The organism is Fulvivirga sp., assembly GCF_040220315.1.
Classification (GTDB): Bacteria; Bacteroidota; Bacteroidia; order Cytophagales; family Cyclobacteriaceae; genus Fulvivirga.
Genome location: NZ_JAVJUY010000054.1, coordinates 1 through 24,291 on the forward strand (window position 1 = coordinate 1; position 24,291 = coordinate 24,291).

Consider the following 24,291-nt stretch of genomic DNA (forward strand, 5'->3'; position numbering starts at 1 on the left):
ATGAATTCCCCATTTAATCTTGTGCCATACGCGCTCATGTAGGTAGTACAATACAATTTTAGTTGAAGTTTCAATCCCACCAATCGTAAATGCAGCAATTGGATTATGTGTATAAATTATGGCTATAAGAATAGTATCTACTGTGCCCACCACGCGCCAGGAAATACTTTTAGTAATACTTCTTAAATGGCTGGCTACTGCCCCTCCTTTCCATCTGAATTTGTTCCAAACGCGTTCGTGAAGAAAGAATAATAAAGTTTTAGTGGCCAGTTCTGTAAAACCTATGCTCATAGCCAGTGAAGTATCACCAAGGATAATATAGGATAAGATAATGGTATCCAAGGTGCCTATTACACGCCAAGTAATAGCTTTAGTGAGACTTCGGTAATAGGTATTAACGATTACCTTTTGCTTCACTTCAGGTTGCACAATGGTCATTATAATTTTTTGTGCTCCATCACATGTCCTAAATCAGAAAGTAGCATCATATAACGTTCATTGCCTTTGTCTCGGTAGATTACCTCATACAGGATCTCATTTCCTCTATTTAGAAGCACTCTATTCATTATTTCACCTTTTTCTGCAATTAATTGGCGAATAGCATGAGGCAAAAACCCCTGGGGCACAATTCTTCTGTATTCCATAAGATGCCCATTTTTGTTAAATAAAGCTATATACTCTAAATCATCTTTATAAAATATAGCCTCATAGTCCGCTCCCTGTGCAAACCACTCAATACCTGTTGATCCTTTAAATTGCTTTTGAAATGACAAGGTACACGCTTCGGGCGGGTTGATTCCTTGTTTTATTAACGCTTTGATAAGTGCTTCACTCATATTTGCCTGATTCATTATTAAGACGATAAAAAGATTTTTGGTAACAGATAAAGTATTTTTACCCCCTTATAAACCGTAAGGTATATAAATATAACAATCGGGTACGAGCTCTTTTTAACCTCATTTTTGCTGCACTTTCAGTTATTCTCAAGGCTTCACCTATTGTTTTTAAAGACATTTCGTCTACATATTTCATACGTATCAGAAGTTGCTCTTCAGTATGTAATTCCTCCAAAACAAGCATCAGTTTATCATAATCTATAACTTCAGAAAACTCTTCTACATAATCTGGTAATACGGCCATTTCCTGATCGCTGTTCCATTTAGGGTAATGCAGGTTCTTTTTAAGTCTCAGATAATCGATACAATGATTATAAGTAAGGGAATAAACCCAGGTCGAAAATTTCGAATTACCCTTATACGAATCGAGTTTTTCATAAATTTTAACCATAATCTCTTCTGCCAGATCAAGGGACTCCTGCCTGTTTTTTACAATCGAATAACATTTATTTTTTACCTTGGTATGATAACGGCTATAGATAATTTCAAAATACCTGGAACCTGTTTCTCCCTTCTTTATCAGGCCAATCAGTGAATTATCATCCAACTTCTCCTCTCCTGGGTCGTTCATTTTTTCTCGCAGTTTTCGGGCTGAAAAATTATTTATTCGATTGACATGTTACTTGTTGCTACTTCCACGTCTAAAAGGCAATTAAGAGTTCTTTACATTGCCTGTAAATCTGGCAGATAAGTTAGGAAATCACATAATGAAAACAAATATTTTAATTCTAAGTGCTATTATACCAGGTATTTTAGTGCTTACAAGTTGTCAGGAGTTACCAAAAGAAGCCATTGATAAGGCAAGCGCATCTGTAGAAAATGCAAAAACAAACGGAGCAGAATTGTACGATGCTGAAAATTATCAACTACTTGAAGATTCATTGAAAAATGCGATGACCTCAGTAGATGCTGAGAGTGGTAAGTTATTTAAAGATTACCAAAACGCGATTAAAAATTTAGAAGGTGTTTCTTCTTTTGCTACAACGGTAGCTTCTAATGTTGAAGTGAAAAAAGAGGAAATTAAAGCAAAAGTAACAACCACCATCAATGAGGTAAAAGTTCTAATTGCAGAAAATCAGCAATTAATTACTGAAGCACCTAAAGGCAAAGAGGGTTCAACTGCCTTATTAGCCATGAAAGGTGAGCTTACTGTACTTGAATCTACTTTAACAGAAACTAGCACATTACTTGAACAAGGTCAATTACAGCCTTCATTAGATAAAGCAACGGTAGCTAAAGATAAGGCTACTGTGCTGAACAATGAGCTTAAAGACATTACAAGCAAATATAAGTCTGCTAAAAAATAGTTTGGTAGTGTTGTTTTGAATAATGCCCCTTTGGTTTTACTACCAATTGGGGCATTTGATTTTTAAATACTATGCGCAAATATCTCTTTATAAGTACGCTTTTTATTTTGGTAACAGGGCTCATTATTCTTACTGTAGATTGGCCTCAGCCACCACTTTCGTTGCTCGAAGAAGCAAGAAGCGGTTTATTAACTGCTAAAAGGGCTAAGGCTGATGTCTTAGCAAAAGACCAGTTTAACCAAGCACAAACAAGCTACGATTCAGCCATTTTATTATTGGACAGTGAAAATCAGAAAATATTCTTTTTCAGAAGGTACGAAAAAGTGGAAATGCTGCTTATTAAAGTGATAGAGGACACCCATTTATCTGAAAAAATAGCAATTGAAAAGGATAAGCAATATTGGCTTACAACTAAAAATAAGTACGAAAAAGTAAGGGATTTACATGAATTCTTTAAACAGGCTTATGCTAATTTTCCTTTAAAGGAGGCTGAGCGTAAAACAGTTTCAGAGGCCAATATTATGCTTGATGAAACACAACTGGCTTTAAGAAATCAATCCGTCATAGAAACTGACAAACTAGTGGATTACGAGCATTTTATTACTGAATTAATTAACAGCTCGAGGATTACAATGAAGCACTACTTTAAAGATTATGAAGTGTGGGAGTCTTTGCAGCGTAATGCATTAAAAAATGCAACTGATAATAATTCGTATGTTGTGATTATCGATAAGCTGAACAGAGAATGCAAATTATATTATCGTAGCAAGTGCCTGGCAACTCTTCCTATTGAATTAGGCTACAATTGGATTGGAGATAAACAACATGCCGGGGATAAAACTACCCCCGAAGGGGCATATCGGATCATTAAGAAGAAGGCAAATGCAGAAACAAAATATTACAAAGCACTTTTGCTGAATTACCCAAATGAAGATGATAAAAAAAGGCATTCAAAAAATGTTAAGGAAGGTATAATTCCAAAAAATGTACCGATAGGTGGCGAAATTGAAATACATGGTCATGGTGGTAAAGGAATTGATTGGACTGACGGCTGTATTGCCTTATCAAATAAGAATATGGATTCTGTATATGCCATGATACCGTTGAATACACCAGTTATCATTGTCGGTTCCACCCGGCCTCTGGAAGATTTATTGGAACTGCGATGAATATTTCTATTTCCAAACGCTATATACTCACTTTAATCTTGCTCCCATTTTCATTTTATATGGCGAGTAAAATCGGTATTTCAATGGTTTCGTTCAATAAAACCACTCCAGATAATACTATAGCTGATTCACTTTCTCTAGCCACAAGCTCAGAGCTAAAAGCCATTGAAAAACGGTTGGTCAAATTGACACCAAAATCCATTTATATTGTGGTTAACAGTACCGCCAACGAGTTTTATTTAATAGAAGGTGGTGTAGTAGTATCACAAGGTAAATGCTCAACGGGCAGTTATGTATTACTCAAAAATGGCGATTTACAACAATGGATTTTCAAAACCCCTAAAGGCGAATTTAAAATTTTGCACAAGAAGAAAAACCCTGTTTGGAAAAAACCCGACTGGGCATTTATTGAAGAAGGCTTACCCGTGCCAGGCATCAATCACTCTTCCCGATTTGAATACGGTGTATTAGGGGATTATGCCTTGAGTCTTGGTGACGGTTATCTTATACATGGCACTATATATCAGAGATTTATAGGCTTACCTGTAACCCACGGATGCATCAGATTAAATGATGAAAACCTTGCGCTCATCTATAAAAAATTAAATATTGGTTCTAAAGTATATCTATTTTGATACTACCCGAATTATCTCCATTTAAAATGAAGCCCGGCTCATTAAAAAAGCTGGCATTAGTCTTTTTAGCAATTGTATTTGCCCTTGTATTAGTTCAACTCATTACAGCGCCATATAAAGTCAATAAGCAATGGCAGGGGGTTAATACAGAAAATTATGATTATGAACATCCACAGGATTCATTAGTCAGACATTTGGCCTATTTGAGGGCATTAGACATTGGTAGCACTCAAGATTCAATTTATCTCATTATTTCGCTGCCAGATAGTTCGGTTTCCATTGCCATTAATGGAGTGAAATTTTACAGTACCCATATTGATGAATATGATATAGATAACTTTTTAACTTCGATTAGCACATCTACTGTTTTTAATCAGTTTCAACGGCCATTACATTCAAAAGAAGTAGCTGCAACCATTATAAAAGAACCTATAAAGGTGAAAATTGCTCCAAAAAATGCTGAAGAAGCGGCTAAAATGGTCACTCTTCCTGATTCAACCATCTTTGAAAATGCAATCATCAATTACGCTACAGAAAATGGTATGCTTCTAACATTAGAAGGCAGCAATACAGAAGGTTGGTTCATTCAAAGTTGGAATCAATTAATCGATCGGCTGACTTCAATAACTGCTACTGCTTATCGTATTGTGGTTGGTATAGTTCATTTTGAAATCTATGAATATCAACCTGAGTTAACGATTAAAATCGATAATGTTGCACTGACTTCTATTTACAGGGCATTACCAAAAGAACCCCAAATAGTTATCTATTTTTAAACTAAGCTGCCCTCTTAGGAAGGGTCTTAATGTCTTTATTTAGCAAGTCCACCCACTTTTTGGCAAGTAATAAATGATATCCGCCATTAAGAGGTTCATCAAACAAGGTGTTAAATATCTCCAAATTAATCGCTTCGCGGGTATGTTTTAGTAGTTGAATGGTAACAATATCTCTGTTGGTAATAATTTTTATTTCCTGAACATCCTGAATATTCACAGTTTTTTCAGTAACTGACTGGTTTTGGATGTCAATATAAATCAATACCTTTTTCGCTAGATCATACCCTAATCCCTTGTCATTCCAAACTTCCGTTTCTGATAATTGTAAGCCGTGCTGCTTGGCCAATAATTGAAGTGCATTCATCATTTTAGTCTTTCTTCTATTAGACCAATGGTATAAGTAAAACAAAGGTCCAAAAATGGCCGCTGTAAAAAATATTCCAAAGATTATTTCTGCTGTTTTCATTCGTTTATTGTTAAGTAATAAGGTTATTGTATAGGTATCTCTGTGTTATTGGCCAGTCTTGGTTTTATCATTAAAGATCCCACGATCGAACCAAAAAGTACCATCAATACCACTGCAAGTGAATACAAAGTATCAATATGATAAAAGTCTTCACAGAATATTTTGACACCAATAAATACCAGAATGATTCCAAGGCCATATTTAAGCAAATGAAAAAGCGACATGATACCTGACAATGAAAAATAAAGCGCTCTTAAACCCAGAATAGCAAAGATATTTGATGTATAAACGATAAAGGGGTCTACTGTAATGCCAAGAATTGCAGGCACTGAATCCAAAGCAAAAATGATATCTGTAGTTTCAATAGCAACAAGTACTATAAATAGTGGAGTGGCATACACTTTCCAGTTTCTGGAAACGAAAAATTGATTCCCTTGATAATTTTTCATTACGGGTATAATATTGCCAATGAGACGGCCTATTAAATTATTTCTGGGATTAATTTTAGACTCTTTGCCTAACAACAATTTTATGCCTGCAAAAACCAGGAAAAGACCCATAATGTATAATAGAAAGTCAAAATTTTCTATCAGCTTCACGCCAAAATAGATGAAAACAGCACGCATAACTATCGAGCCCACGATACCCCAAAACAGTACTCTGTGTTGTAATTTGGCAGGAACCATGTAGTAAGTAAATATGATTTGAAATACGAACAGGTTGTCAACACTTAATGATTTTTCAATAAGGTATGCGGTTAAAAATTCGCTTGCGCTCTTACTTCCAAGGGTAAAATAAATTACTACGTTAAATGCCAATGATATAAGAATCCATATACCGGTTTCAATTAATGAGTGTTTGAGTGATATTTCTTTATCCTTTCGGTGGATAACAAATAAATCAATTATGAGAAGTAGTACGATTAGGATCGAAAAGAATATCCACAAGTAGGTAAGCATATAAGTATTTTTCAACTATTGAGACGGCAGTTGATTTAAAAGTAACTAAGCTTGTAAATATTTATTTTGTGTTACTTTTTGTAATTCTCACGTCTTAGTTAGCGTATGAACTCATCAAAAGAAGCCTGGGGTTCTAGATTAGGTCTGATCCTGGCGATGGCAGGCAATTCAGTGGGTCTTGGAAATTTTCTCAGGTTCCCGGTACAGGCCATAAACAATGGTGGAGGCACATTCATTATCCCTTATTTAGTTTGCTTTGTATTAATGGGCATTCCCTTGCTCTGGATTGAATGGTCGATGGGAAGGTTTGGTGGTAAGCGCGGACATCATTCTACACCATTTATACTCAATTCAATGAGTGCTAAACCTATATGGAAATACATTGGCGTTTTTGGAATTTTTACCAATATCGCTGTTGCTGCATATTACTGCTATATAGAATCTTGGACGCTATCTTATGCTTTGCATAGCTTAAAAGGTACATTTTCTTCCCTTTCTCAATCTTCTATCGCATTATTTTTCGATGATTATATAAACTTATCAACATCCTTTTTTGGCATTCCAAATGAAGCAGTTTTCTTCTTTATCATATGTGTGGTTCTAAATACCTATATACTCAGTAAAGGCTTAGCAGGTATAGAAAAAGTGGCCAAAATAGGAATGCCTTTACTTATTTTATTCGGTATTTTTCTTGCCTTTAAAGGTCTTACTATTGGCACCACTGCCGTTTCAGAACAATTTCCATTAGCCAATGCCTGGGATGGACTTAACTATTTATGGACACCTCAATATGATTCACTACTCAGGCCTGGTATTTGGCTAGCCGCTGCCGGGCAAATATTCTTCACTTTATCGGTGGGTATGGGTACCATTCATTGCTATGCTGCTTATGTAAAGAGCAAAGATGATATTGCACTTAATGCAACTACAGCGGGGTTTACCAATGAATTTGTGGAAATTGTTTTGGGTAGTTTAATTGTAATACCTATTGCAGCAGGATATTTTGGCCTTGACTGGATTAAAGAAAATATGAGTTTTGGCATAGCGTTTCAAACTATGCCATTCCTGTTTAATCAATGGGGGGATGTCCTTGCTTCCATAGCAGGTGTTTTTTGGTTTGGGTTATTATTTTTTGCAGGAATTACTTCTTCTCTGGCTATGGGCACTCCATGGATGGGGTTTATGACCGATGAATTTGGTTGGAATAAAATAAAGGGCGCTATTTCTTTCGGGTTTTTGGTTTTGGCATTAGGCCTACCCTGTGTCCTATTTTATAAGTATGGCTATTTTGAGCAGTATGATTATTGGGCAGGCACCGTATCATTAGTCATTTTTGCCTTGGCTGAAACTATCCTATTTGCATGGATATTCGGACTTACCAAAGGTTGGAAAGAAATAACAACAGGTGCAGATATTAAAGTGCCGATCATTTTCAAGTTCATTATTAAGTATATCACTCCTGTGCTTCTTATGGGTGTATTTATTGGAGCCCTGATTACACCTGTTAATAATAACTGGATTGATGCTTTTAATAATTTAAGCGCTCATGGAACCTGGCCACTTGACGGGCAATCACTACTTCTTCAAATAAGTAATGCTGAAAAGTATCATTTATTAAAAAATGCTGTTGATCCTTTAGTCATTGAATCAATAAAAAACGAAATATTTTATACGAATATGGCCCGAATAGTTTTGTTGATATTATTTGTAGGTATTACAGTATTAGTCTACATAGCTCACAAACGAAGAAATAAAGTAAAATGAAGATCGAACCGTTGATTTTTATGCTTTGCGTTCAATTAATCGTCACTGGTATTATGATTTATTGCTTTAAGAAGGTTTTACGAAAGCGATAATCACCAGCCTAAAGATTGCAAAATTTCAACTCTGAGCTTAGGGTTAGAGGCTATAGCGATTGCTATTGATATTATTAAACCTGCCACAGCTTTGGAGGCATCATTGGCAATTAGTGCAAAGGTTTTAGTGAGTTTTTTTCTTTCTGTAAGCTTGATTGCTAATTCCCGTCCACTTAACAAACCTATGAATACCCAGGTGGTGCTCATAGGAACAGTATTAAACCATGTAAAAAATACTAAAATTAAGGTATATACAAGGTCGATCACCGTTGCAGGCCTTACATCTTTTACATTTGATTTTTCTTCAACAATCGACTGAATTTTATCGCCTTTTAAATAGAAAATAAGCCCTAGACCAAGAAAAATAACGAGACTAAAAATTAAGAATTCAAATAAATCTAGGCTCCTTGGCAAAAATACAGCAATATTTGCGGCATCTTGTATTATCCATAAGGCCCATAAACACCCGCTTGTCAGCCATTGTAACACAAACCAGTAATTGCTCGCCTTATTCACAAAGTACTTTTTCATTCTGTGCTCCAACAGTAGCCAAACCAACATAGCCCCCACAAAAGCAATAAAATAGCCAATTAAGCTTTTCATTAATATACTCTGAATAGCACCACTACTTATACTAAAAGAGCTCAACAAAAGAAACGTTGTTGATACCGGCATCTTAAACCTCGTAAGAATAATTAAAAAGATGGGCGCTGCTATTTGAAGAAAATGAAAAGATGTTGGTGATTCTACAAATCCCTTAGAAGCCAATCGTTGAAATGAAACATCCCCGTTAAAGAGTATCCAACTTACACTAACAGTAATTAGAAATATAATACCAATATAAAGCCACAAGAGCCACCATTTCCTATCGGAATTGGAAGAAATGAATGTACCTATGGTCTGAATACTGTCGTTAGCGACAGTTGAATACGCAGCAAAGATAAATCCTAACCACATGGCAATTTGAGGGAAAGGATAAACGATTCCAGCTAGTAAAAAACAAGCACCAATAAAAAAAAGGAACTTCTTTTCTTTTCTGAACAGAAGGTTAATGAGCGAAAATCTTCTTTTGGAAATTAAGCTTTTGGTATGTAGCCAGTTCTTCATGGTAGATTTCTATATAAGTAGCTGTTATATGTAATTATAAAAATAATATATGAGTATTAATTATTTGATCAAGTTGGGAGTAGTACTGATAGCCCTTTAATTAATGCTAATAATCTCTATTTTTCATATTGTAAATAAACTTCTTACATCAAATTAAGAATGCTAATACTATATTTGCGGCCAAATTTCAATAGTTATGATTTCAGTTGATGCTGTAGGCGTAGAATTTAGTGGTGCTGCCTTGTTTAGCGATATTACTTTCAACATTAATAGCAATGATCGTATTGCATTGATGGGTAAAAATGGAGCCGGTAAATCCACCCTTTTAAAAATAATCGCAGGAGAAAACAAACCCACTTATGGAAAGGTTGCTGCACCTAAAGATGCAGTTATTGCCTATTTACCTCAGCATCTATTAACGGAAGACAATTGTAGCGTTTTTGAAGAAACTGCGAAAGCATTTGCAGCTATTACTAATATGCAAAAGCGAATGGAGGAGCTTAACGTGCAGCTAGAAACCAGAACGGATTATGAGTCTGATGCGTATAGCAAAATCATTGAGGAGGTATCTGAGCTAAGTGAAAAGTACTACAGTATTGCCGATTCCAATTTCGATGCAGATATTGAAAAGACATTGTTAGGCCTTGGCTTTCTTCGTTCAGACTTCAAAAGATCAACCAGCGAGTTTAGTGGTGGTTGGAGGATGCGGATTGAGCTGGCTAAAATACTTTTGCAAAAACCCGACCTTATCCTACTGGATGAGCCAACCAATCATTTGGATATAGAGTCTGTTCAATGGTTGGAAGACTTTTTAAAAACAAGCGCGAAAGCCGTAATTGTAATCAGTCATGATAAAATGTTTGTGGATAATCTCACCAATAGAACGATTGAGATTACACGTGGCCGCATCTACGACTACAAAACAAATTATACCCATTACCTGGAGTTAAGAAAAGAAAGAAGGGAGCAACAACAAAAGCAGTTTGACGATCAGGCAAAGGAAATAGCAGATATAAAGCAGTTTATTGATCGGTTTAAAGGCACCTATTCTAAAACGCTCCAGGTTCAGTCGCGGGTTAAGATGTTAGAAAAAATGGAAATTGTAGAAGTGGATGAAGTGGATACCTCAGCGTTAAATTTGAAGTTCCCTCCTGCCCCAAAATCTGGGAGTTATCCGGTAACCACCATCGATTTAGCCAAAAGTTATGGCGACCATCTCGTTTTTAAGGACGTAACGCTAACGATTTCTAGAGGCGAGAAAGTGGCATTTGTTGGAAAAAATGGTGAAGGAAAATCTACGCTAGTAAAAGCCATAATGGGCGAGATAAACTACGATGGGACATTGCAGAAAGGACATAATTGTTTGATAGGCTACTTCGCTCAAAATCAGGCTTCTTTATTAGACGAAAGCCTAACGGTCTTTCAAACCATTGATCAGATTGCTGAGGGTGATATTAGAACCAAAATTAAAGATATTCTGGGTGCTTTTATGTTTAGTGGTGAGACGATTGACAAAAAGGTAAAAGTGCTTTCAGGTGGTGAGCGCACTAGACTTGCCATGATTAAACTCTTGTTACAACCAGTTAATCTTTTGATACTGGATGAGCCTACCAATCACCTGGATATTAAGACCAAAGACATCCTTAAAGATGCGTTAAAAGCATTTGATGGCACATTAATACTCGTTTCTCACGATCGCGATTTCCTTGATGGCCTTGCTAATAAAGTCTATGAATTTGGAAACAAGCGCGTAAAAGAGCACTTCGAAGATATTAATGGCTTCTTAAGAAATAAGAAAATGGAAAATTTGAAGGAGATAGAGCGGACTAAATAGTTAACTCTTATCATTTGCTTTGTTCAAAAGCCAAAATTCAAAAGTAAGAAGTGCAGGCAACCAACTTAGCCATCCAATAAAAATATATCCTGTAGTTATATCTGTCAAATGTGAGTAATTGTTAATGAATGACAACACTCTTATCAGAATAGCAGAGTTAGCTAATATGAAACTTCTTGTCATAAATAGTTTATGCGACCTAGAATTGCCCTTACTAATATCAATATAAGCCCTAAGCGTGAAATAAAACCAGAGGCTACTTAATATGATAAAGTTTATAATACTTGGAATTCCTCCAATTGCATAAAAAGACATAACCAAACCTCCTGGTGCGGCCAAAATCAACACTGAGGTTACATATATAAAACCTAGAATTTTATGCCATTTCGAGAATTTAACGGAAAACTGAATCAAACCAGCAATGAAAGCAATTGGCGCACCAATTATGTGGGCATAAAGAAAGTACTTATAGAAGTGAAATATTCCTGACTTATCACTCAAGTAACCCGAATCAAATTGAGGAACTATGTAGTCAATTGATTTGATTACGATTAGCAGGGATATTAAAAAGGCAATTAGAAAATAGAAATTTCTAACCTGCCGCATAGAAAACTGACTTCCTCTTATTAGTGAATTCTTCTTCTCTTCCGATCATAAGCTCCCTAGTATCTAGTATGACTTTAATATTGGCCTTGTCAATTTCAGTAAGTTTATCAGTAACATCATCATATAAAGGTTTATACCAAGGCATTGAAGAAAAATAAGTAGCCCATTCTGCAGATTTGAATTTGTAACCATATTCAGCAAAAATTTCGTTTCGCATAACATCTAGATCATGTATAGATAGATGATCAGCAACTAGTATGTTATAACCAGTTTCTTTTTCATAGTCAATTGCGTCAATAAAGCATCCTTCAAAATAGGACTTATCTATAAAAACAAACTTCGTGAAATCAAACTCACGATCGGATTTGAGTTCAATAATGCTACCATCATGTAACAGCTTTTTATAAGAATAACTTGTTTGATGGTCATAAATAGATTCACTCTTTGGGTAATCATAAATAGATTTACCTCTAATAATTTCAAGTATAGAGTCGTTGACAAATCGATAATTCGCTTCAGCACATAATTCATTGTAACCAGAATGGCTAACTACTTTTTCAGATGTTAAAGTGTTATTATCTTTTTGATAAACTACCAATTGAGTAGTTGAGATAGAATAATCTCTTGCATCTATTCCTGACTCATAAAACGAAATGAAAAATGTCATGATTCTATCTGATATTGATTTCGAGCTATTTGTTCGAGTTCCAGCAGATTCTAAACCAAAATCAACATTCTCTTGATTTGTAATAATAACATCTGGGTAAAATTCTCTTTGTGATAACCCTAAGTATTCTATATATGATGGAGTGATAACTACTCCTCTACCTAAAGTTGGATCGTTTTTATGGGATATATAATAACTATCATACATCATATTTGAACCTAACCTCACAACATCAAATTTTAATTGTTGAAGTACTGTTGTTGGATCGAAAGTGGCTCTTTCAATTTTTCCATCTTTTAATTCATACCAAGAGTTATTTTTATATCCATAAGCGACTTCAGATATTTTACTACTTTGAGGTAATATAAAATCGAATTGAGGGGTGATTATTTCACCTGATACATAGTTGAACAGCCCAACTCTACTGTCTTTCTTTAGTTCAAAGCTCTCTTTAACAGTTAAATTAGGGTTATAAATTTTGTCGTACTCTAGTGGTAAAATCAAATGAAGACTGTCATTGACCATCCCATATTTTAATTCCCCAGAAAACTCTTCCACATTATAGTCCCACTTCCCTGTTGATACAACAAAAAACTTCAACCCATCAATATCAGCATAGTATGGCGTTGATTTATATCCACTATCGAGTCTAGAAATTTGATCTCTAACAGTCGAGTCCATTTCCTGATAATTCACTTGTATCTCAGGTTCATTAAGATCAAGTTCGACATGATAAAAGGATGAATCGGGTTTCTTTTTTTCTTTAACCGTTTTATCCAAATGAGCACTTCTAGATTCTTTATCAGGTTGACCTGAACAACCAGCGATTATAAATAGGATATAAATAATAGAGTATCGCTTATTCATTGTTTCAAATAAAAACTCAAAGGTAATAGGTGTCTTCGATATGTGATTCTGAAAATGGAACTTTATTCAAATTCATGATATAAAAATTTCCACCACTGTCCCTTCATTGCCTCTAACATTAAAAACCGTATCATCTTCAAAAATGAGATACTGCCCTTTGATACCTGCCAGTTTCTCGCTAAATTCTGGTGTTTTGGTAAGATTCAGGCTCTTTATTTTGGCTGGATACTTCTGCACAGGAAAATCTAAATCCCACTTGTCTGACTTTTCTGAAAGAAAATAAGGCCTTACTTCTTCAGGAATGTGTTGTGAAAGCTTTGCTCTAAACTCAAATAAATCTTCTTGCGCCACTTCGTTTTTAAGCATTTGGCGCCAGTTGGTTTTATCGGCTACAAATTGTTTTAGAGCTACTTCCGCTATACCGGCCAAATAACGATTAGGTGCTTCTACAATTTCCAAAGCACTATTTGCTCCCTGATCTATCCAGCGAGTAGGCACCTGGGTTTTGCGCGTCACTCCTACTTTCACATCGCTGGATAATGCCAGATAAACAATATGCGGCTGCAATTGCACATCTTTCTCATAAGCCAGGTCTCTATCCTCAATATCCAGATGCGCTTTAGACAACTCTGGTCTGATGACCCAATCCGCAGTTTGAGGGAGTTCGTAAAAGCAATTGTAGCAATGCCCCATTCGATAAATTTTCCTATCCTTACCACAATTTAAACACTGCTGGCCAACGTATTTCATATGCAATGGCTTGCCTAATAATTCGTTCATGTGAATGGTATCCGCCCCTAGCTCAAGAAAATAATCAATGGGCGACCCAAATTGGGTTCGCATTTTGGTTAATACACCGGTGTACATGTGTTTATGTTTGGTTGTTCTATGGGTTAAAGCTATTAAAAATACTAATGTCTGTGATTGAAACCAGATAATTACAAATGTATTGATTGATAATTGCCAGATATAGGTTTAAATTCTAAATTCATTGATATACGAATTCTAACCTTAATTAATTTAATCTATGATACAGATCGAATCGAGCTATAAGCCTCTCTTACTGGAAGCACTGGAAGAAATGATGTACAAACTTTCTTTAGAGCTTAGTAATCTTAAAGGAGGACCAATGGACAAGCAGCGAAAATTACTTACCGATAAGCAAGCTAAAATTGAGAAGCTACAGCATATTATTTCTATAGCATAAGATTAGTATACTTCTACTTTGTCTTTTGTAATACTTTCATAAAAATGATGAATATCAAACATCTGCTGTGCAGCCATTTTCTGGCCAAACTGGCTGGCCAGGTACATGATCAGTGCTATCAGGCCGATAACTGGAAGTGCCCATAAAATATCAGCGTCTTTCCCTAAACTCCAGACACTAAACCCCCAAACGGCAACAAAACAGGCCATTAAACCCAGAATCACATAACCAAAAAAGAATATAGCCCATACAGTTGGGTTAGGCCCGTATAAACCTCTTACAATTGTTTTATCCTCTTCTACATCAAAGCTAAGATGTAGTTGCGGTGACCAAAAGTGCTGCAATGCTGAATTAATTTTTATATAAATATGACCCGGCAAATAATGGGAACTTAACTGTTTTTGAGTTTTGAGCTGTTCAATGATTCGACTTTCTAATTCCTCTTTCTTTAAGGAGATTTTATGTTTAAAACGTGGTCTAATTCTGAAGCTAGACATAGGATTTATTCGATTAAATTAATACTTTAATTTTTTCTTACCACCAGACTATCATTGAGTAAAGCGTGCGATGTTCCTTTCACTGAAAAGATCCACTCGAAACGGTCGTTATAATAGATTATAGTATCTGATTGTATTTTGTCGAACTTAAGCCTTAAATCAATTTTTGAACTTAATTTCGATCGGTCTAAGGCATACACAATTTTTGAGTCAAGTGAATCAAGAATAGCACCCAAAGGAACCTTGCTATTCTGTTTTAAATAATTATCTACTGAGCTGCTGGTAATCCAGTCGATAGAATTAACCAATGGGTTATCACTTGCTATTTCATATTCTAGTTCATTAAACATCAATTCACTGTTGATACTAAAGGCTGGCTTGGCCCTTGCCTCTAAATCTAATTCCACATCACCTTGAGTTTTAAATTTCAAAGTAAGTCGATTGCGTTCACCATAAGTATTAAACCCTGTTAATTGGGTAGACCAGCCACTATATTCAAATTCTTGCCCTTTTAACAAGTCGTCCATAATTAAATTCATGTACTCGTAGGGCATATTCACAGAAACGCGTAAATCAAGTTGGTCATTAGTTTTTATTCTTTTATTGATAGGTAAGTCCGGAATCTCTTTTAATTGTATGCCTTTTAGTGGGCTAATCAAAACACCAGCTTTTGCATAAAGTACTACTCGCAACGTATCTTTTATTTGATCATCAAAATTTGCAGAGAAATCTTCAGGTATTGCCGTTAGCCAGATATCAACAGGTCTTGTGGCCACACGGTGTGTTTGATTCAATAAATTCCAAATGGCTATAACCTCCTTTTTCATTGGTACTGTTTCATTTATGGCAGCACATATTGCATTTTCTATGGTAAGCTTATTCTGTTCTATTTGCTTATCGATGATATTTTTAAGGTTTATTTTTAATCCTGCCACTCTCATGTTAGGCTCTTCAATCCAGCGAATTTGTTGAATAGTGCATCTAGTATTTAAATCGAAATTCTCATCAATAGCCAGTATAGTATGTAGGTCTAACCGAAGCTTTAATTCAATAGGTTTTTTGTTTTTTATATTAAACAGTGCCACTTTCTTTTTTACATAAGCCAATGCTTTAACTGGTAAAGAGGCATCCAGCTTATTCTGATAGCTATTTAACAACATATCTCCAATGGGCAGCACCTTTAAAACAAGGAAGTCACCTTTGTCATTAAGGTCGATGCTATCATTTACCAATGTATCTGGCAAAATTCTGTTAATCATCTTTTGAAGATCACTGACGGGGTAATCTAACGGGAATTGCAATGTGGATTGGTCTAAAAGATTGTGATTCTTAGCCTCATAGTCAGGCATATTCCTTGTGTTTTCTACAAGGGTTTCGCTGCTTCTACTACAACTAAAAAGTAGCGTAATAAATACTGTTGCTAATAATCTATCCAATAGCATTGATTTCACATACTAGATAAAAAATCAATTTCTAATAAAAAAAGGAATTTGTAGTTAATAATTATACTAAAAGTACGTACACCTCTCTTTTATGGTTAAAAGAAAGAGAGCTTTTGCAAGTTAAATACACCTATAGTGAGTCCATTGTATTTATGTTTTTGAAATACCATTTTCCCATAAATAGCAGCCAAACACCCAAAATGGTAAGAACTAGCATTTGCCAATTTTGGGCAAAGGTTCCTAATCCGATAGTTTCTTCAAGAGTATCGCGAACTTCATCAAAGCAAACATGATAAAAAGTTGCAACAGCGAGACTAGCTGTACGAGACCATAAATATGCAAACACGATAGCATGAAGAATAGTAGGGATAAAACTGACAATCATAACCATTGGAACATAAATAAGTGAATTTTCTCCAGCATTGAGTCCCATGTCTAAAATGAATGGCAAATGCCAAATCCAAGTTACTAAGCCATGCAGTAACAGTGCTTTACGTGTGGAGTATTTATTAAGTAACCTGGGCAATAAATAGCCACGCCAACCAAACTCCTCACTGAAGGCTGGAATAATCGTTATAACGAAACTGATTATAAAAGTGGTAGTTATATCACTATAGTTGATTTGGTCTAAAGGTGTGTACCAATTAAACACCTGTTCAACTACACTAGGAAAAAACCAAAGAAATAATGCTAGCAAAAATGCGAACAGATAGTGTTTAGGCCTTCCCCAATGCCATCCTGCACCCTGAAATCCATCTTTAAATATATATTTCCCACAAATAAAGGTGCCAACTGCCACCATAATCATGGAAAGTAAAAGAATTGGACGGAAGGCTTCACCAAGAATTAAATAGACTATTTGAAAAGGCCATGAAAACAAGATTATTAACAGTAGATAAACCTTAAGGGAAAATTGTCTCGGGGCTATGTGATCAGTTTTTATAGGTGTCATGGTGTTTAATTCGACTTACGAATGACTTATAATTCTACCATCTTCCATAGTTATCACGCGATCTGTTTTCTTGGCAAAATCTTCGTCATGGGTAACAACAAGTAAAGATAAATTCTCTTTGTGACTGAGATCTCTCAGTATATTAAAAACATTGTCTGAGTTTTTAGAGTCTAAATTACCAGTGGGTTCGTCAGCCATAATTATACTTGGGCTATTGATTAGTGCACGGGCAATGGCCACCCGCTGTTTTTGACCTCCCGAAACCCTGGAAGCAAGCTTGTGTGCCTGTTCGCCAATGTCTAACAGGTGAAGTTTATCAAGTGCATCTTGCTCAACCTCTTCCCTATTTTTCTTGCCTAATTTAAGAGCAGGCAGCATGACGTTCTCCAGAATGGTAAACTCTGGCAACAAGTAATGAAACTGAAATATAAAGCCAATATGCTCATTACGCACCCTGGCCAATTCATCACCTGATTCTGCATTGAGTAATTTATCATTCAAATAAAGATTTCCAGTGTAATCCGTATCCATCGTAGATAATATATAGAGTAATGTAGACTTTCCGCAACCAGATTTACCCATGATAGACACAAACTCGCCTTTTTTTATTTCAAGTGAAATGTCTTTTAGCACATGAAATTCTACAGGGTCATGAAAGTATTTATTGATATGATCTGCTCTGAGAATGCTATTTGTTGAAGCATCTTTCATTGGCCTCTGATTATTTCTACAGGGTCTATTTTTTCTGCTCTTCTTGATGGCAGGTAGCCTGCCAAAAATGTAGAAACTATGGCGAAAGTGATCCCAATACCATAATACACCGGATTCCAGTTAACAGGGAACGTTTTTACAGTTGGTAGAGCTTCCGTTTCAAAGGGTGTATGATCAATGATTGTAGATATTCCATAACCAAAGATGAGGCCCAACACACCACCTACAAGGCCAATGAGCATGGCTTGTGTAATAAAAATATATTTTACATCGCGACCCGAAAAGCCCGTTGCTTTAAGTATAGCGATGTCGTTCATTTTTTCATAAATAAGCATGTTGAGAATATTGTATATTCCAAATCCAGCTACAATGAGTAAGGTAATAGAAACAGCGTAGGTGATGATATTACGTATGGATGTTCCTGTTTCAAACTGCGCGTTAGCCTCTTTAATATCAATAGCGGTTAATTTATAGTTTCGTTCTATTTCTTCAGCCATTGGAACGGCATCTTCTATGTTGTGAAGTTTTATATTCAGATCAGTAATGTAGCTCTCCCCTTCACCTAAAATCTGCTGTGCTGTTTTCAGGTTTACATAACTCTGTGCATTGTCAATTTCAGCCAATCCGCTTTGGTAGAACCCTACAATTTTAAGTGGAAAAACATCCCCTTTACTTGATATAATCTGCACGTTGTCCCCGACTTTTAAAGATAACTTTTGCGCTACACCAATTCCCATAAGTATTCCATTGGAAGTGCGTTTCAAGGCCTGTGCATCACCTTCAAAAATATATTCGTCCAACTTAAAAAGTCTTACCTCTTCCAGAATATCGATGCCGTTTAAAACACCATTAATTTGCAACGAACCAGCAGAATAAAAGGCTTGCGCCCGCACTAACGGTGCAATTCCTTTCACTCTCACATCTTCTATCAAGTGATTTAAAAGTGGCACGGCATTATGAATCCTCTCCTGGCTCCATTTAGGTTTGATCGAGTATATTTTATTAATTGCGGCATCAACATTTGTAATATAGTCGATGGGTTGTTTTTCACTAGGTTTTATCTCGTTATAGATGTGTATATGTGGCGTTCTGTTTAAGATCAGGCCATCAAGCAAATTGTTCAGCCCCGTCATAAAACTGACCAAAATTATGAAAGTACCTATTCCAAAGGTAACACCTAAGGCAGCAATACTCGACTGTTTAAACCTTGATAACAGGTGCGTTTTAGAAATGGATAAGATTACCGGCCAGTTCATGATTATGGAAGATAAAGCTGTGTGGTTGAATCTATTCCGGATATAATTTCAACGAATTCCATATTGGCAATTCCGGTTTTAACAGACACCAAGCCTTCACTTGTCTTTACTTGATTGTTCTCCAATAAATACCTTCTGGGGATAACCAACGTCTCTTTTTTGGTGATAATTATATTGGCTTCACCAGATAATCCCGAATACAAATTTTTAGGGGGTGTTACAAAATCTGCTTCTACAGTAAATGTCTGTGTACGATTGTTTTTTTGTGGAAGTATCCGCGTAATTTTAGCTTCAAATGGCTGATCGTCAAAGGCGTCAAGTAAGACTACAACGGTCTGTTCTGGTTCAACACGAACTATATCAACTTCATCTACCAGCATTTTAATTTTAAATGAGTTGCTGTTGCCAATTGTTGCAAGTGGCTCTTGCGGACTGATCAATTCACCAGGCTCTTTGAAGATTTCATATACCCGCCCGTTTAATCGGCTGGTGATGGTAAAGTCTTCTTTACCAATACGTGCATTTTCATAATTATTGCGAGCATTATTCAAAGCCGACTTTAGCGATGTCTCTGTCCTGCTATATTCTTTCTTTAGTGCCGAGAGGTTCTGTTTTGCAATTTCATAGGCTAGTTTACTTTGATCATACTGCCTGGCTGTACCTACTTTTTGTTCCCAAAGCCTTTTTTGACGAAAATAGTCCACAGAGTCCTGCTCGTATCTAAGTTTTGCTGATTCTATTTGATCCTGCAAGCTTTTTAGTGGTGAGCCGATTCCGTACAAATTGTCATTAGCCAATTTAAATGCCAGCCTGGCATTATCAAAATTGAGTTTACTGGATGAATTTTCTATTTCAACAATGCTTTGATCTACTGCAACCTCATCACCTTCCTCTACCAGGATCTTGGCAATAATTCCACTCACTATTGAATGAACCTCATACAAACTGTCGGGTTCGATGGTTACGGATGCGTAGACAGATTCTGTGATTTGTTTTAGTGAAGGTGTTGCCGATTTTTCATTCCTGGTACAGCTGAAAAAAAGAATTAACGTGACGAAGAAATAAAAGAAGCGCTCACCATTACTTTTTTGCCTGTAGGCACGGTCAGTTTTATTCATAGTGTTTGACATCTTTTGCTAATATCGGTACCATTTATTGATTTAATGAATCTGTAAGTCATTCAAGTCAATGATTAAAATCAGATTTAAGCCATTTTGTAACCTTTTCTGCCTATCAAGGTCTAATTATTATGACACTAGTAAGACTAAGAACATTGCGGAAAGTATCAATTGTATTCATATTTATTTTCGCATCCGTATTTGAACTGTATTCACAAACTTTAACTCAAGACAAAACAAAACCACAGATAGCATTATTAGGCACATTCCATTTTGCAGGTTCAAGCGATTTACTCTCAGTTGAAATTGATGATTTAAATACTGAAAAACGTCAACGAGAAATGCAGGAGTTAATTGATAAACTTAAAGAATACAATCCTACAAAAGTTGTGCTTGAATACCCGTACGGAAAAACCAAACTAGATTCCATTTATCAACGATATCGCGAAGGAAATCACCAATTATCTATCAATGAACGCCAGCAAATTGGATTTAGACTGGCCAATCAACTTGGCCATGAACATATTTATGTGGCGGACCACCCTGCCAACCTTCCTTTCAGTGAATTAATGCAGTTCATAGAGGCTGAGGGCAAAATGGGCGAGTTTAATCAGCTAATTGCTGATATAAAACAGAATAAAATGGTTCCACAAAAACTATATTATGATAGCCACACGTTAACGGATTACTTCGTGATGATGAATAGTAAACAGAATGACCTGGATAATCGGGCTTCTTACCTCCAATATCTTCTAAAGTATGGTACAAAGGAGAATAGCGTGGGAGTTCAATTGGCTGAAAAATGGTGGGCAAGAAACTTTCATATTATGTTTAATATCGATCAACTCACTGAACAAGGCGATAGGTTGTTTGTACTATTCGGACAAGGCCATACAGCATTATTAAAGCAATTTTATCTGGACAGAACAGATGTTGAATATGTAGAAATCAAAGACTATCTTCAATAGCAGTTAAAATAAATGTCGTGTAAGTTATTCTGCATAGTGGTAATCCCCACGGAAATCATTCTGTTTACAGGTGGTGCTATCAACAATATTTTTTAAGATTGTAATTCATCTTTTCTAACTTCTAATTCATGAAGAAATTCATTGTAACACTTACGGTGATGGTTGTGATAGCAGGTGCAGCTTACCTATATTTTTTTCAACTCAGCCCCATTGAAAAGAACAACCCTTTAAATGCTGTACCAGCCAGCGCTGCCATTATTATTTGCCTGGAAGAACCGCTGGAACATTGGAAAGAAATGACCACCAATCGAATTTGGGATTACTTAAAAACCAATCCAGTGTTAGCTTCATTTGGCAAAAGTGTAGATAGCCTAAACACCGAAATTAAAAAGAATGAAGGCCTATGGAGTTTGGTGGCAAACAGACCTATTATTCTCTCCTACCACCCCATAAGCAACACTAAATACAATTTTTTGCTAACCTGCGATTTACAAAAAGCTACACAATTTAGTTTTCTCAAAAACTACCTTGACAAAATCATTGGTGACGATGCCAAAATATACAATCGTAAATACCTGGATACAGAGATCATTGAATTTTCGTATTATGATAGCCCCGAAATCTATTATTTAACTCTTGTTGATAATCTATTGCTTTTTTCTACCACACATACGCTTATAGAAGAGGCTTTAATGCAAAAGTCTAAACCAGTAATGGTAAGGGACTTGGATTTCGTGGAGGTAAGTAAATATATGGATGTGAATTCCCCTACAATTTACTTTCATCAGCTAAATTTTAAGACGTTGCTGGAGCAGTTCACAACAAGCGATGCGCAAAAAGATGCACTTCAATTTTTAACTTATTCAGATTACCTGGGTCTCAATTTCAACATGGGTGATGATTACATTTCTATTCATGGCTATTCAGATGAGCCTACCGATCAAGACAATATGGTTCAGGCATTGCTAAAATCGGGTAAAGGGGAAATAAATTTGGGCGCAATTGTGCCAGAAAATGCATCGTCATTTACGAGCCTCGGGTTTAATGATGCAACCAGCTTTTATACAAACTTTGAACAACTACTTAACGATGAAGATGGCGAGTATGAATCCAATAAAAAAAGATTAGAAAAATACCTTGGAATTTCTATCGAAGACAATATCATTAGCTGGATTGACAATGAAATTGGGCTCATTCAACTCAATTCCAGCAGTAATAAGCATAGTGTAGAACTGGCCATTGCTTTCAGATATAATGATATTGATGCGTTAAATGAGAATCTAGACTATATCGAAAGGAAGATCAGGCGAAAGACCCCGGTGAAATTCAAAGGTATTGATTACAAAGGCTACCAGATTAAATTTTTATCCATTAAAGGCCTTTTTAAACTTGTTTTTGGTAAGATGTTTTCCTCTATTGAAAAACCATATTATGTCATTTTAGGAGATTATATTGTTTTTAGTAATTCTCCTAAAACCCTCGGGAAGATAATTACGGCAACAGTAGAGAATAAAACATTAAATAGCACGAAAGAATATGCAGAATTCATGGAGGAATTTAAGCATGAATCAAATCTGTTTTTATATGTATCGGCTGAAGAACTACTTACTGATGCAAGAAACCTGTTAGACTCAGAATCGTGGAGCGCCTTGGCAAAGCATAGGAAATATATTGAGGGGTTTCCTTTACTAGGAATTCAATTGTTCCCTGAAAATGGTTTACTCTCCTATCACCTGCAGATGAAGCATTTAAATAATATTGAACAAGAAAAGTGGAATTCGTTATTGAAAGAACTTTCTATGATCACAGATGATGAGGCTAATGAAGGAGAAATTATTGATGACGATTATATCATTGCAGTTGAAAATATCTTGCCTGAAGATCTCAATGATAAAAAGCTAACGCAGGAATTTGCCAATGGCCAACTAAAATTTGAAGTATCCTTAAAAGATGGTTTAAAACATGGCCGCTACAGCGAATACGATAGTTTAGGAAACCTTATAATTAAAGGAAGATACAAAGAGGATAAAAAAGTTGGTACCTGGAAATTTTATGATTCAAATGGTGAATTAATTAAGAAGATTAAAGAATAAGCTCATTTGTATTCTTCGATATTTATTTTTGATTCTGAATAAAGATCATAAGCAGCAACCACTACCTCGGTTAAATTAGAAATATCAGTTAGTTCTGATAGCTGATCTCTTCGTTCAAGATAGACAGGCTTGTATTCCTCTTCCATTGTGAGCCAAACCACTACCATGTATTCGTAACCTAATCTGCTATTTCGGCCAGCTTCCAGCCAATTATCAAAAACATCCTCGTCAAGCGATTTAGAGAAATTGTGGGTGTCGAACATAAGGGCAATAATATCAACATATCTCTATAATCCCAGCCTTAACTATTGTAATTAGCATTGCAATTGAACTCAATTGCGCTAATTTTGCCACTCAATTTTTTACACATGAAAGAAGCGCCAGAATCATTAAATTTTATTGAGCAAATTATTGAAGAAGACTTAGCGAACGGCTTACCCAAAGAAAAGCTTCGTTTCCGTTTTCCTCCAGAACCGAATGGTTATTTGCATATCGGCCATGCTGCTTCTATCTGTTTAAATTTTGGACTTGGCGAACGATATAATGCCCCTGTAAACCTTCGTTTTGATGATACCAATCCGGCTAAAGAAGAGCAGGAATATGTAGATGCCATTAAAAATGATATTGAGTGGCTTGGTTTTCAGTGGGCCACAGAATGCTATTCTTCGGACTACTTTCAACAATTATACGATTGGGCAGTTGAGCTTATCAAACAAGGTAAAGCCTATATTGATGGCCAATCTTCGGAGGCAATAGCTGAACAAAAAGGAACACCCACTAGTCCAGGAACGGCTAGTCCGTTTAGGGATACATCTATAGAAGAAAACTTAGCCATCTTCGAGAAAATGAAAAATGGTGAATATGAAGCAGGTAGATATGTGTTGAGGGCAAAAATTGATATG

The 24,291-nt window shown here is 35.9% G+C and carries 26 protein-coding genes; 10 read left to right on the plus strand and 16 right to left on the minus strand.

Annotated features, from left to right (window positions below):
• From RLO81_RS02415 to RLO81_RS02425, 3 genes are all read right to left on the minus strand, one after another.
• On the minus strand, positions 1-438 hold a 438-nt coding region (locus tag RLO81_RS02415), incomplete at its 3' end, for a DUF2061 domain-containing protein (protein WP_350106709.1).
• Positions 438-851, minus strand: a complete 414-nt coding sequence (locus RLO81_RS02420; RefSeq protein ID WP_350106712.1) for a hypothetical protein — start codon at positions 849-851, stop codon at positions 438-440. The genes RLO81_RS02415 and RLO81_RS02420, both read right to left, overlap by 1 nt.
• 43 nt (positions 852-894) lie before the next feature.
• Positions 895-1,467: an RNA polymerase sigma factor gene (locus RLO81_RS02425; RefSeq protein ID WP_350106715.1), complete on the minus strand. Its 573-nt coding sequence runs from the start codon at positions 1,465-1,467 to the stop codon at positions 895-897.
• Positions 1,468-1,603: 136 nt separating this feature from the next.
• Here RLO81_RS02425 and RLO81_RS02430 point away from each other — a divergent pair, with 136 nt between their 5' ends.
• From RLO81_RS02430 to RLO81_RS02445, 4 genes are all read left to right on the plus strand, one after another.
• Entirely contained in the window at positions 1,604-2,203 is a 600-nt protein-coding gene (locus tag RLO81_RS02430) for a hypothetical protein (protein WP_350106718.1), read from the plus strand.
• Between the two features lie 71 nt (positions 2,204-2,274).
• Positions 2,275-3,372, plus strand: coding sequence for a L,D-transpeptidase family protein (locus tag RLO81_RS02435; RefSeq protein ID WP_350106721.1), 1,098 nt, complete (start codon positions 2,275-2,277; stop codon positions 3,370-3,372).
• A 59-nt stretch (positions 3,373-3,431) separates the two neighbouring features.
• Complete coding sequence (locus RLO81_RS02440; RefSeq protein WP_350106724.1) at positions 3,432-4,007, plus strand: L,D-transpeptidase; 576 nt, start codon at positions 3,432-3,434, stop codon at positions 4,005-4,007.
• Positions 4,004-4,783, plus strand: a complete 780-nt coding sequence (locus RLO81_RS02445) for a hypothetical protein (RefSeq protein ID WP_350106727.1) — start codon at positions 4,004-4,006, stop codon at positions 4,781-4,783. Before RLO81_RS02440 ends, RLO81_RS02445 begins: the two co-directional genes overlap by 4 nt.
• A gap of 1 nt (position 4,784) precedes the next feature.
• Here the strand turns inward: RLO81_RS02445 and RLO81_RS02450 are convergent, their stop codons facing one another.
• Together RLO81_RS02450 and RLO81_RS02455 are read right to left on the minus strand one after the other, a co-directional pair.
• Complete coding sequence (locus tag RLO81_RS02450) at positions 4,785-5,249, minus strand: hypothetical protein (protein WP_350106730.1); 465 nt, start codon at positions 5,247-5,249, stop codon at positions 4,785-4,787.
• A 23-nt stretch (positions 5,250-5,272) separates the two neighbouring features.
• Positions 5,273-6,223 carry a TerC/Alx family metal homeostasis membrane protein gene (locus RLO81_RS02455; protein WP_350106733.1) on the minus strand — a complete coding sequence of 317 codons (951 nt, stop codon included), beginning with the start codon at positions 6,221-6,223 and terminating at the stop codon, positions 5,273-5,275.
• Positions 6,224-6,313: 90 nt separating this feature from the next.
• On the opposite strand from RLO81_RS02455, the gene RLO81_RS02460 reads away from it, so the two are divergent.
• Entirely contained in the window at positions 6,314-7,972 is a 1,659-nt protein-coding gene (locus RLO81_RS02460; protein WP_350106736.1) for an SLC5/6 family protein, read from the plus strand.
• Between the two features lie 92 nt (positions 7,973-8,064).
• Here RLO81_RS02460 and RLO81_RS02465 read toward each other — a convergent pair whose 3' ends face one another.
• Positions 8,065-9,171 (minus strand): hypothetical protein, encoded by a 1,107-nt coding sequence (locus tag RLO81_RS02465; protein ID WP_350106739.1) that lies wholly within the window; start codon positions 9,169-9,171, stop codon positions 8,065-8,067.
• A gap of 196 nt (positions 9,172-9,367) precedes the next feature.
• On the opposite strand from RLO81_RS02465, the gene RLO81_RS02470 reads away from it, so the two are divergent.
• Entirely contained in the window at positions 9,368-11,005 is a 1,638-nt protein-coding gene (locus RLO81_RS02470) for an ABC-F family ATP-binding cassette domain-containing protein (protein ID WP_350106742.1), read from the plus strand.
• On the opposite strand, the gene RLO81_RS02475 is transcribed toward RLO81_RS02470, so the two are convergent.
• The 3 genes from RLO81_RS02475 to RLO81_RS02485 all read right to left on the minus strand — a co-directional run bounded on the left by RLO81_RS02475 (position 11,006) and on the right by RLO81_RS02485 (position 13,988).
• A complete protein-coding gene (locus RLO81_RS02475) occupies positions 11,006-11,611 on the minus strand; it encodes a DUF2306 domain-containing protein (protein WP_350106745.1) in 606 nt (201 codons plus the stop codon).
• Complete coding sequence (locus tag RLO81_RS02480) at positions 11,598-13,145, minus strand: YARHG domain-containing protein (RefSeq protein WP_350106748.1); 1,548 nt, start codon at positions 13,143-13,145, stop codon at positions 11,598-11,600. Before RLO81_RS02480 ends, RLO81_RS02475 begins: the two co-directional genes overlap by 14 nt.
• A gap of 72 nt (positions 13,146-13,217) precedes the next feature.
• Entirely contained in the window at positions 13,218-13,988 is a 771-nt protein-coding gene (locus RLO81_RS02485) for a DUF2797 domain-containing protein (protein ID WP_350106751.1), read from the minus strand.
• 184 nt (positions 13,989-14,172) lie between these two features.
• Between RLO81_RS02485 and RLO81_RS02490 the strand changes: the two genes are divergently transcribed.
• Entirely contained in the window at positions 14,173-14,352 is a 180-nt protein-coding gene (locus RLO81_RS02490) for a hypothetical protein (RefSeq protein WP_350106754.1), read from the plus strand.
• A 2-nt stretch (positions 14,353-14,354) separates the two neighbouring features.
• Here the strand turns inward: RLO81_RS02490 and RLO81_RS02495 are convergent, their stop codons facing one another.
• From RLO81_RS02495 to RLO81_RS02520, 6 genes are all read right to left on the minus strand, one after another.
• Positions 14,355-14,849, minus strand: coding sequence for a hypothetical protein (locus tag RLO81_RS02495; protein WP_350106757.1), 495 nt, complete (start codon positions 14,847-14,849; stop codon positions 14,355-14,357).
• A 26-nt stretch (positions 14,850-14,875) separates the two neighbouring features.
• On the minus strand, positions 14,876-16,285 hold the full coding sequence (locus RLO81_RS02500) for a DUF4403 family protein (protein WP_350106760.1): 1,410 nt from the start codon (positions 16,283-16,285) through the stop codon (positions 14,876-14,878).
• A 136-nt stretch (positions 16,286-16,421) separates the two neighbouring features.
• A complete protein-coding gene (locus RLO81_RS02505; protein WP_350106762.1) occupies positions 16,422-17,243 on the minus strand; it encodes a CPBP family intramembrane glutamic endopeptidase in 822 nt (273 codons plus the stop codon).
• A 15-nt stretch (positions 17,244-17,258) separates the two neighbouring features.
• Positions 17,259-17,954: an ABC transporter ATP-binding protein gene (locus tag RLO81_RS02510; RefSeq protein WP_350106765.1), complete on the minus strand. Its 696-nt coding sequence runs from the start codon at positions 17,952-17,954 to the stop codon at positions 17,259-17,261.
• A complete protein-coding gene (locus tag RLO81_RS02515) occupies positions 17,951-19,210 on the minus strand; it encodes an ABC transporter permease (protein WP_350106768.1) in 1,260 nt (419 codons plus the stop codon). The genes RLO81_RS02510 and RLO81_RS02515 overlap by 4 nt, the downstream gene beginning before the upstream one ends.
• A gap of 2 nt (positions 19,211-19,212) precedes the next feature.
• Entirely contained in the window at positions 19,213-20,328 is a 1,116-nt protein-coding gene (locus RLO81_RS02520; protein ID WP_350106771.1) for an efflux RND transporter periplasmic adaptor subunit, read from the minus strand.
• A gap of 131 nt (positions 20,329-20,459) precedes the next feature.
• Between RLO81_RS02520 and RLO81_RS02525 the strand changes: the two genes are divergently transcribed.
• On the plus strand, positions 20,460-21,296 hold the full coding sequence (locus RLO81_RS02525; protein WP_350106774.1) for a DUF5694 domain-containing protein: 837 nt from the start codon (positions 20,460-20,462) through the stop codon (positions 21,294-21,296).
• 128 nt (positions 21,297-21,424) lie between these two features.
• Positions 21,425-23,389, plus strand: coding sequence for a DUF3352 domain-containing protein (locus RLO81_RS02530; RefSeq protein ID WP_350106777.1), 1,965 nt, complete (start codon positions 21,425-21,427; stop codon positions 23,387-23,389).
• Between the two features lie 2 nt (positions 23,390-23,391).
• Here RLO81_RS02530 and RLO81_RS02535 read toward each other — a convergent pair whose 3' ends face one another.
• Positions 23,392-23,652 (minus strand): hypothetical protein, encoded by a 261-nt coding sequence (locus RLO81_RS02535; protein WP_350106780.1) that lies wholly within the window; start codon positions 23,650-23,652, stop codon positions 23,392-23,394.
• A 105-nt stretch (positions 23,653-23,757) separates the two neighbouring features.
• Here RLO81_RS02535 and RLO81_RS02540 point away from each other — a divergent pair.
• Positions 23,758-24,291, plus strand: a 534-nt coding sequence (locus RLO81_RS02540) for a glutamate--tRNA ligase family protein (protein WP_350106783.1), incomplete at its 3' end; no start/stop codon positions are given.

What these genes read in the sequence shown, in the direction of transcription:
- RLO81_RS02420 (WP_350106712.1), bottom strand. Translation starts at nt 851, where the DNA reads ATGAATCAGGCAAATATGAGTGAAGCACTTATCAAAGCGTTAATAAAA.
- RLO81_RS02510 (WP_350106765.1), bottom strand. Translation starts at nt 17,954, where the DNA reads ATGAAAGATGCTTCAACAAATAGCATTCTCAGAGCAGATCATATCAAT.
- RLO81_RS02525 (WP_350106774.1), top strand. Translation starts at nt 20,460, where the DNA reads ATGACACTAGTAAGACTAAGAACATTGCGGAAAGTATCAATTGTATTC.
- RLO81_RS02460 (WP_350106736.1), top strand. Translation starts at nt 6,314, where the DNA reads ATGAACTCATCAAAAGAAGCCTGGGGTTCTAGATTAGGTCTGATCCTG.
- RLO81_RS02490 (WP_350106754.1), top strand. Translation starts at nt 14,173, where the DNA reads ATGATACAGATCGAATCGAGCTATAAGCCTCTCTTACTGGAAGCACTG.
- RLO81_RS02535 (WP_350106780.1), bottom strand. Translation starts at nt 23,652, where the DNA reads ATGTTCGACACCCACAATTTCTCTAAATCGCTTGACGAGGATGTTTTT.
- RLO81_RS02435 (WP_350106721.1), top strand. Translation starts at nt 2,275, where the DNA reads ATGCGCAAATATCTCTTTATAAGTACGCTTTTTATTTTGGTAACAGGG.
- RLO81_RS02530 (WP_350106777.1), top strand. Translation starts at nt 21,425, where the DNA reads ATGAAGAAATTCATTGTAACACTTACGGTGATGGTTGTGATAGCAGGT.
- RLO81_RS02520 (WP_350106771.1), bottom strand. Translation starts at nt 20,328, where the DNA reads ATGAATAAAACTGACCGTGCCTACAGGCAAAAAAGTAATGGTGAGCGC.
- RLO81_RS02425 (WP_350106715.1), bottom strand. Translation starts at nt 1,467, where the DNA reads ATGAACGACCCAGGAGAGGAGAAGTTGGATGATAATTCACTGATTGGC.
- RLO81_RS02515 (WP_350106768.1), bottom strand. Translation starts at nt 19,210, where the DNA reads ATGAACTGGCCGGTAATCTTATCCATTTCTAAAACGCACCTGTTATCA.
- RLO81_RS02450 (WP_350106730.1), bottom strand. Translation starts at nt 5,249, where the DNA reads ATGAAAACAGCAGAAATAATCTTTGGAATATTTTTTACAGCGGCCATT.
- RLO81_RS02465 (WP_350106739.1), bottom strand. Translation starts at nt 9,171, where the DNA reads ATGAAGAACTGGCTACATACCAAAAGCTTAATTTCCAAAAGAAGATTT.
- RLO81_RS02485 (WP_350106751.1), bottom strand. Translation starts at nt 13,988, where the DNA reads ATGCGAACCCAATTTGGGTCGCCCATTGATTATTTTCTTGAGCTAGGG.
- RLO81_RS02475 (WP_350106745.1), bottom strand. Translation starts at nt 11,611, where the DNA reads ATGCGGCAGGTTAGAAATTTCTATTTTCTAATTGCCTTTTTAATATCC.
- RLO81_RS02430 (WP_350106718.1), top strand. Translation starts at nt 1,604, where the DNA reads ATGAAAACAAATATTTTAATTCTAAGTGCTATTATACCAGGTATTTTA.
- RLO81_RS02495 (WP_350106757.1), bottom strand. Translation starts at nt 14,849, where the DNA reads ATGTCTAGCTTCAGAATTAGACCACGTTTTAAACATAAAATCTCCTTA.
- RLO81_RS02505 (WP_350106762.1), bottom strand. Translation starts at nt 17,243, where the DNA reads ATGACACCTATAAAAACTGATCACATAGCCCCGAGACAATTTTCCCTT.
- RLO81_RS02470 (WP_350106742.1), top strand. Translation starts at nt 9,368, where the DNA reads ATGATTTCAGTTGATGCTGTAGGCGTAGAATTTAGTGGTGCTGCCTTG.
- RLO81_RS02480 (WP_350106748.1), bottom strand. Translation starts at nt 13,145, where the DNA reads ATGAATAAGCGATACTCTATTATTTATATCCTATTTATAATCGCTGGT.
- RLO81_RS02440 (WP_350106724.1), top strand. Translation starts at nt 3,432, where the DNA reads ATGGCGAGTAAAATCGGTATTTCAATGGTTTCGTTCAATAAAACCACT.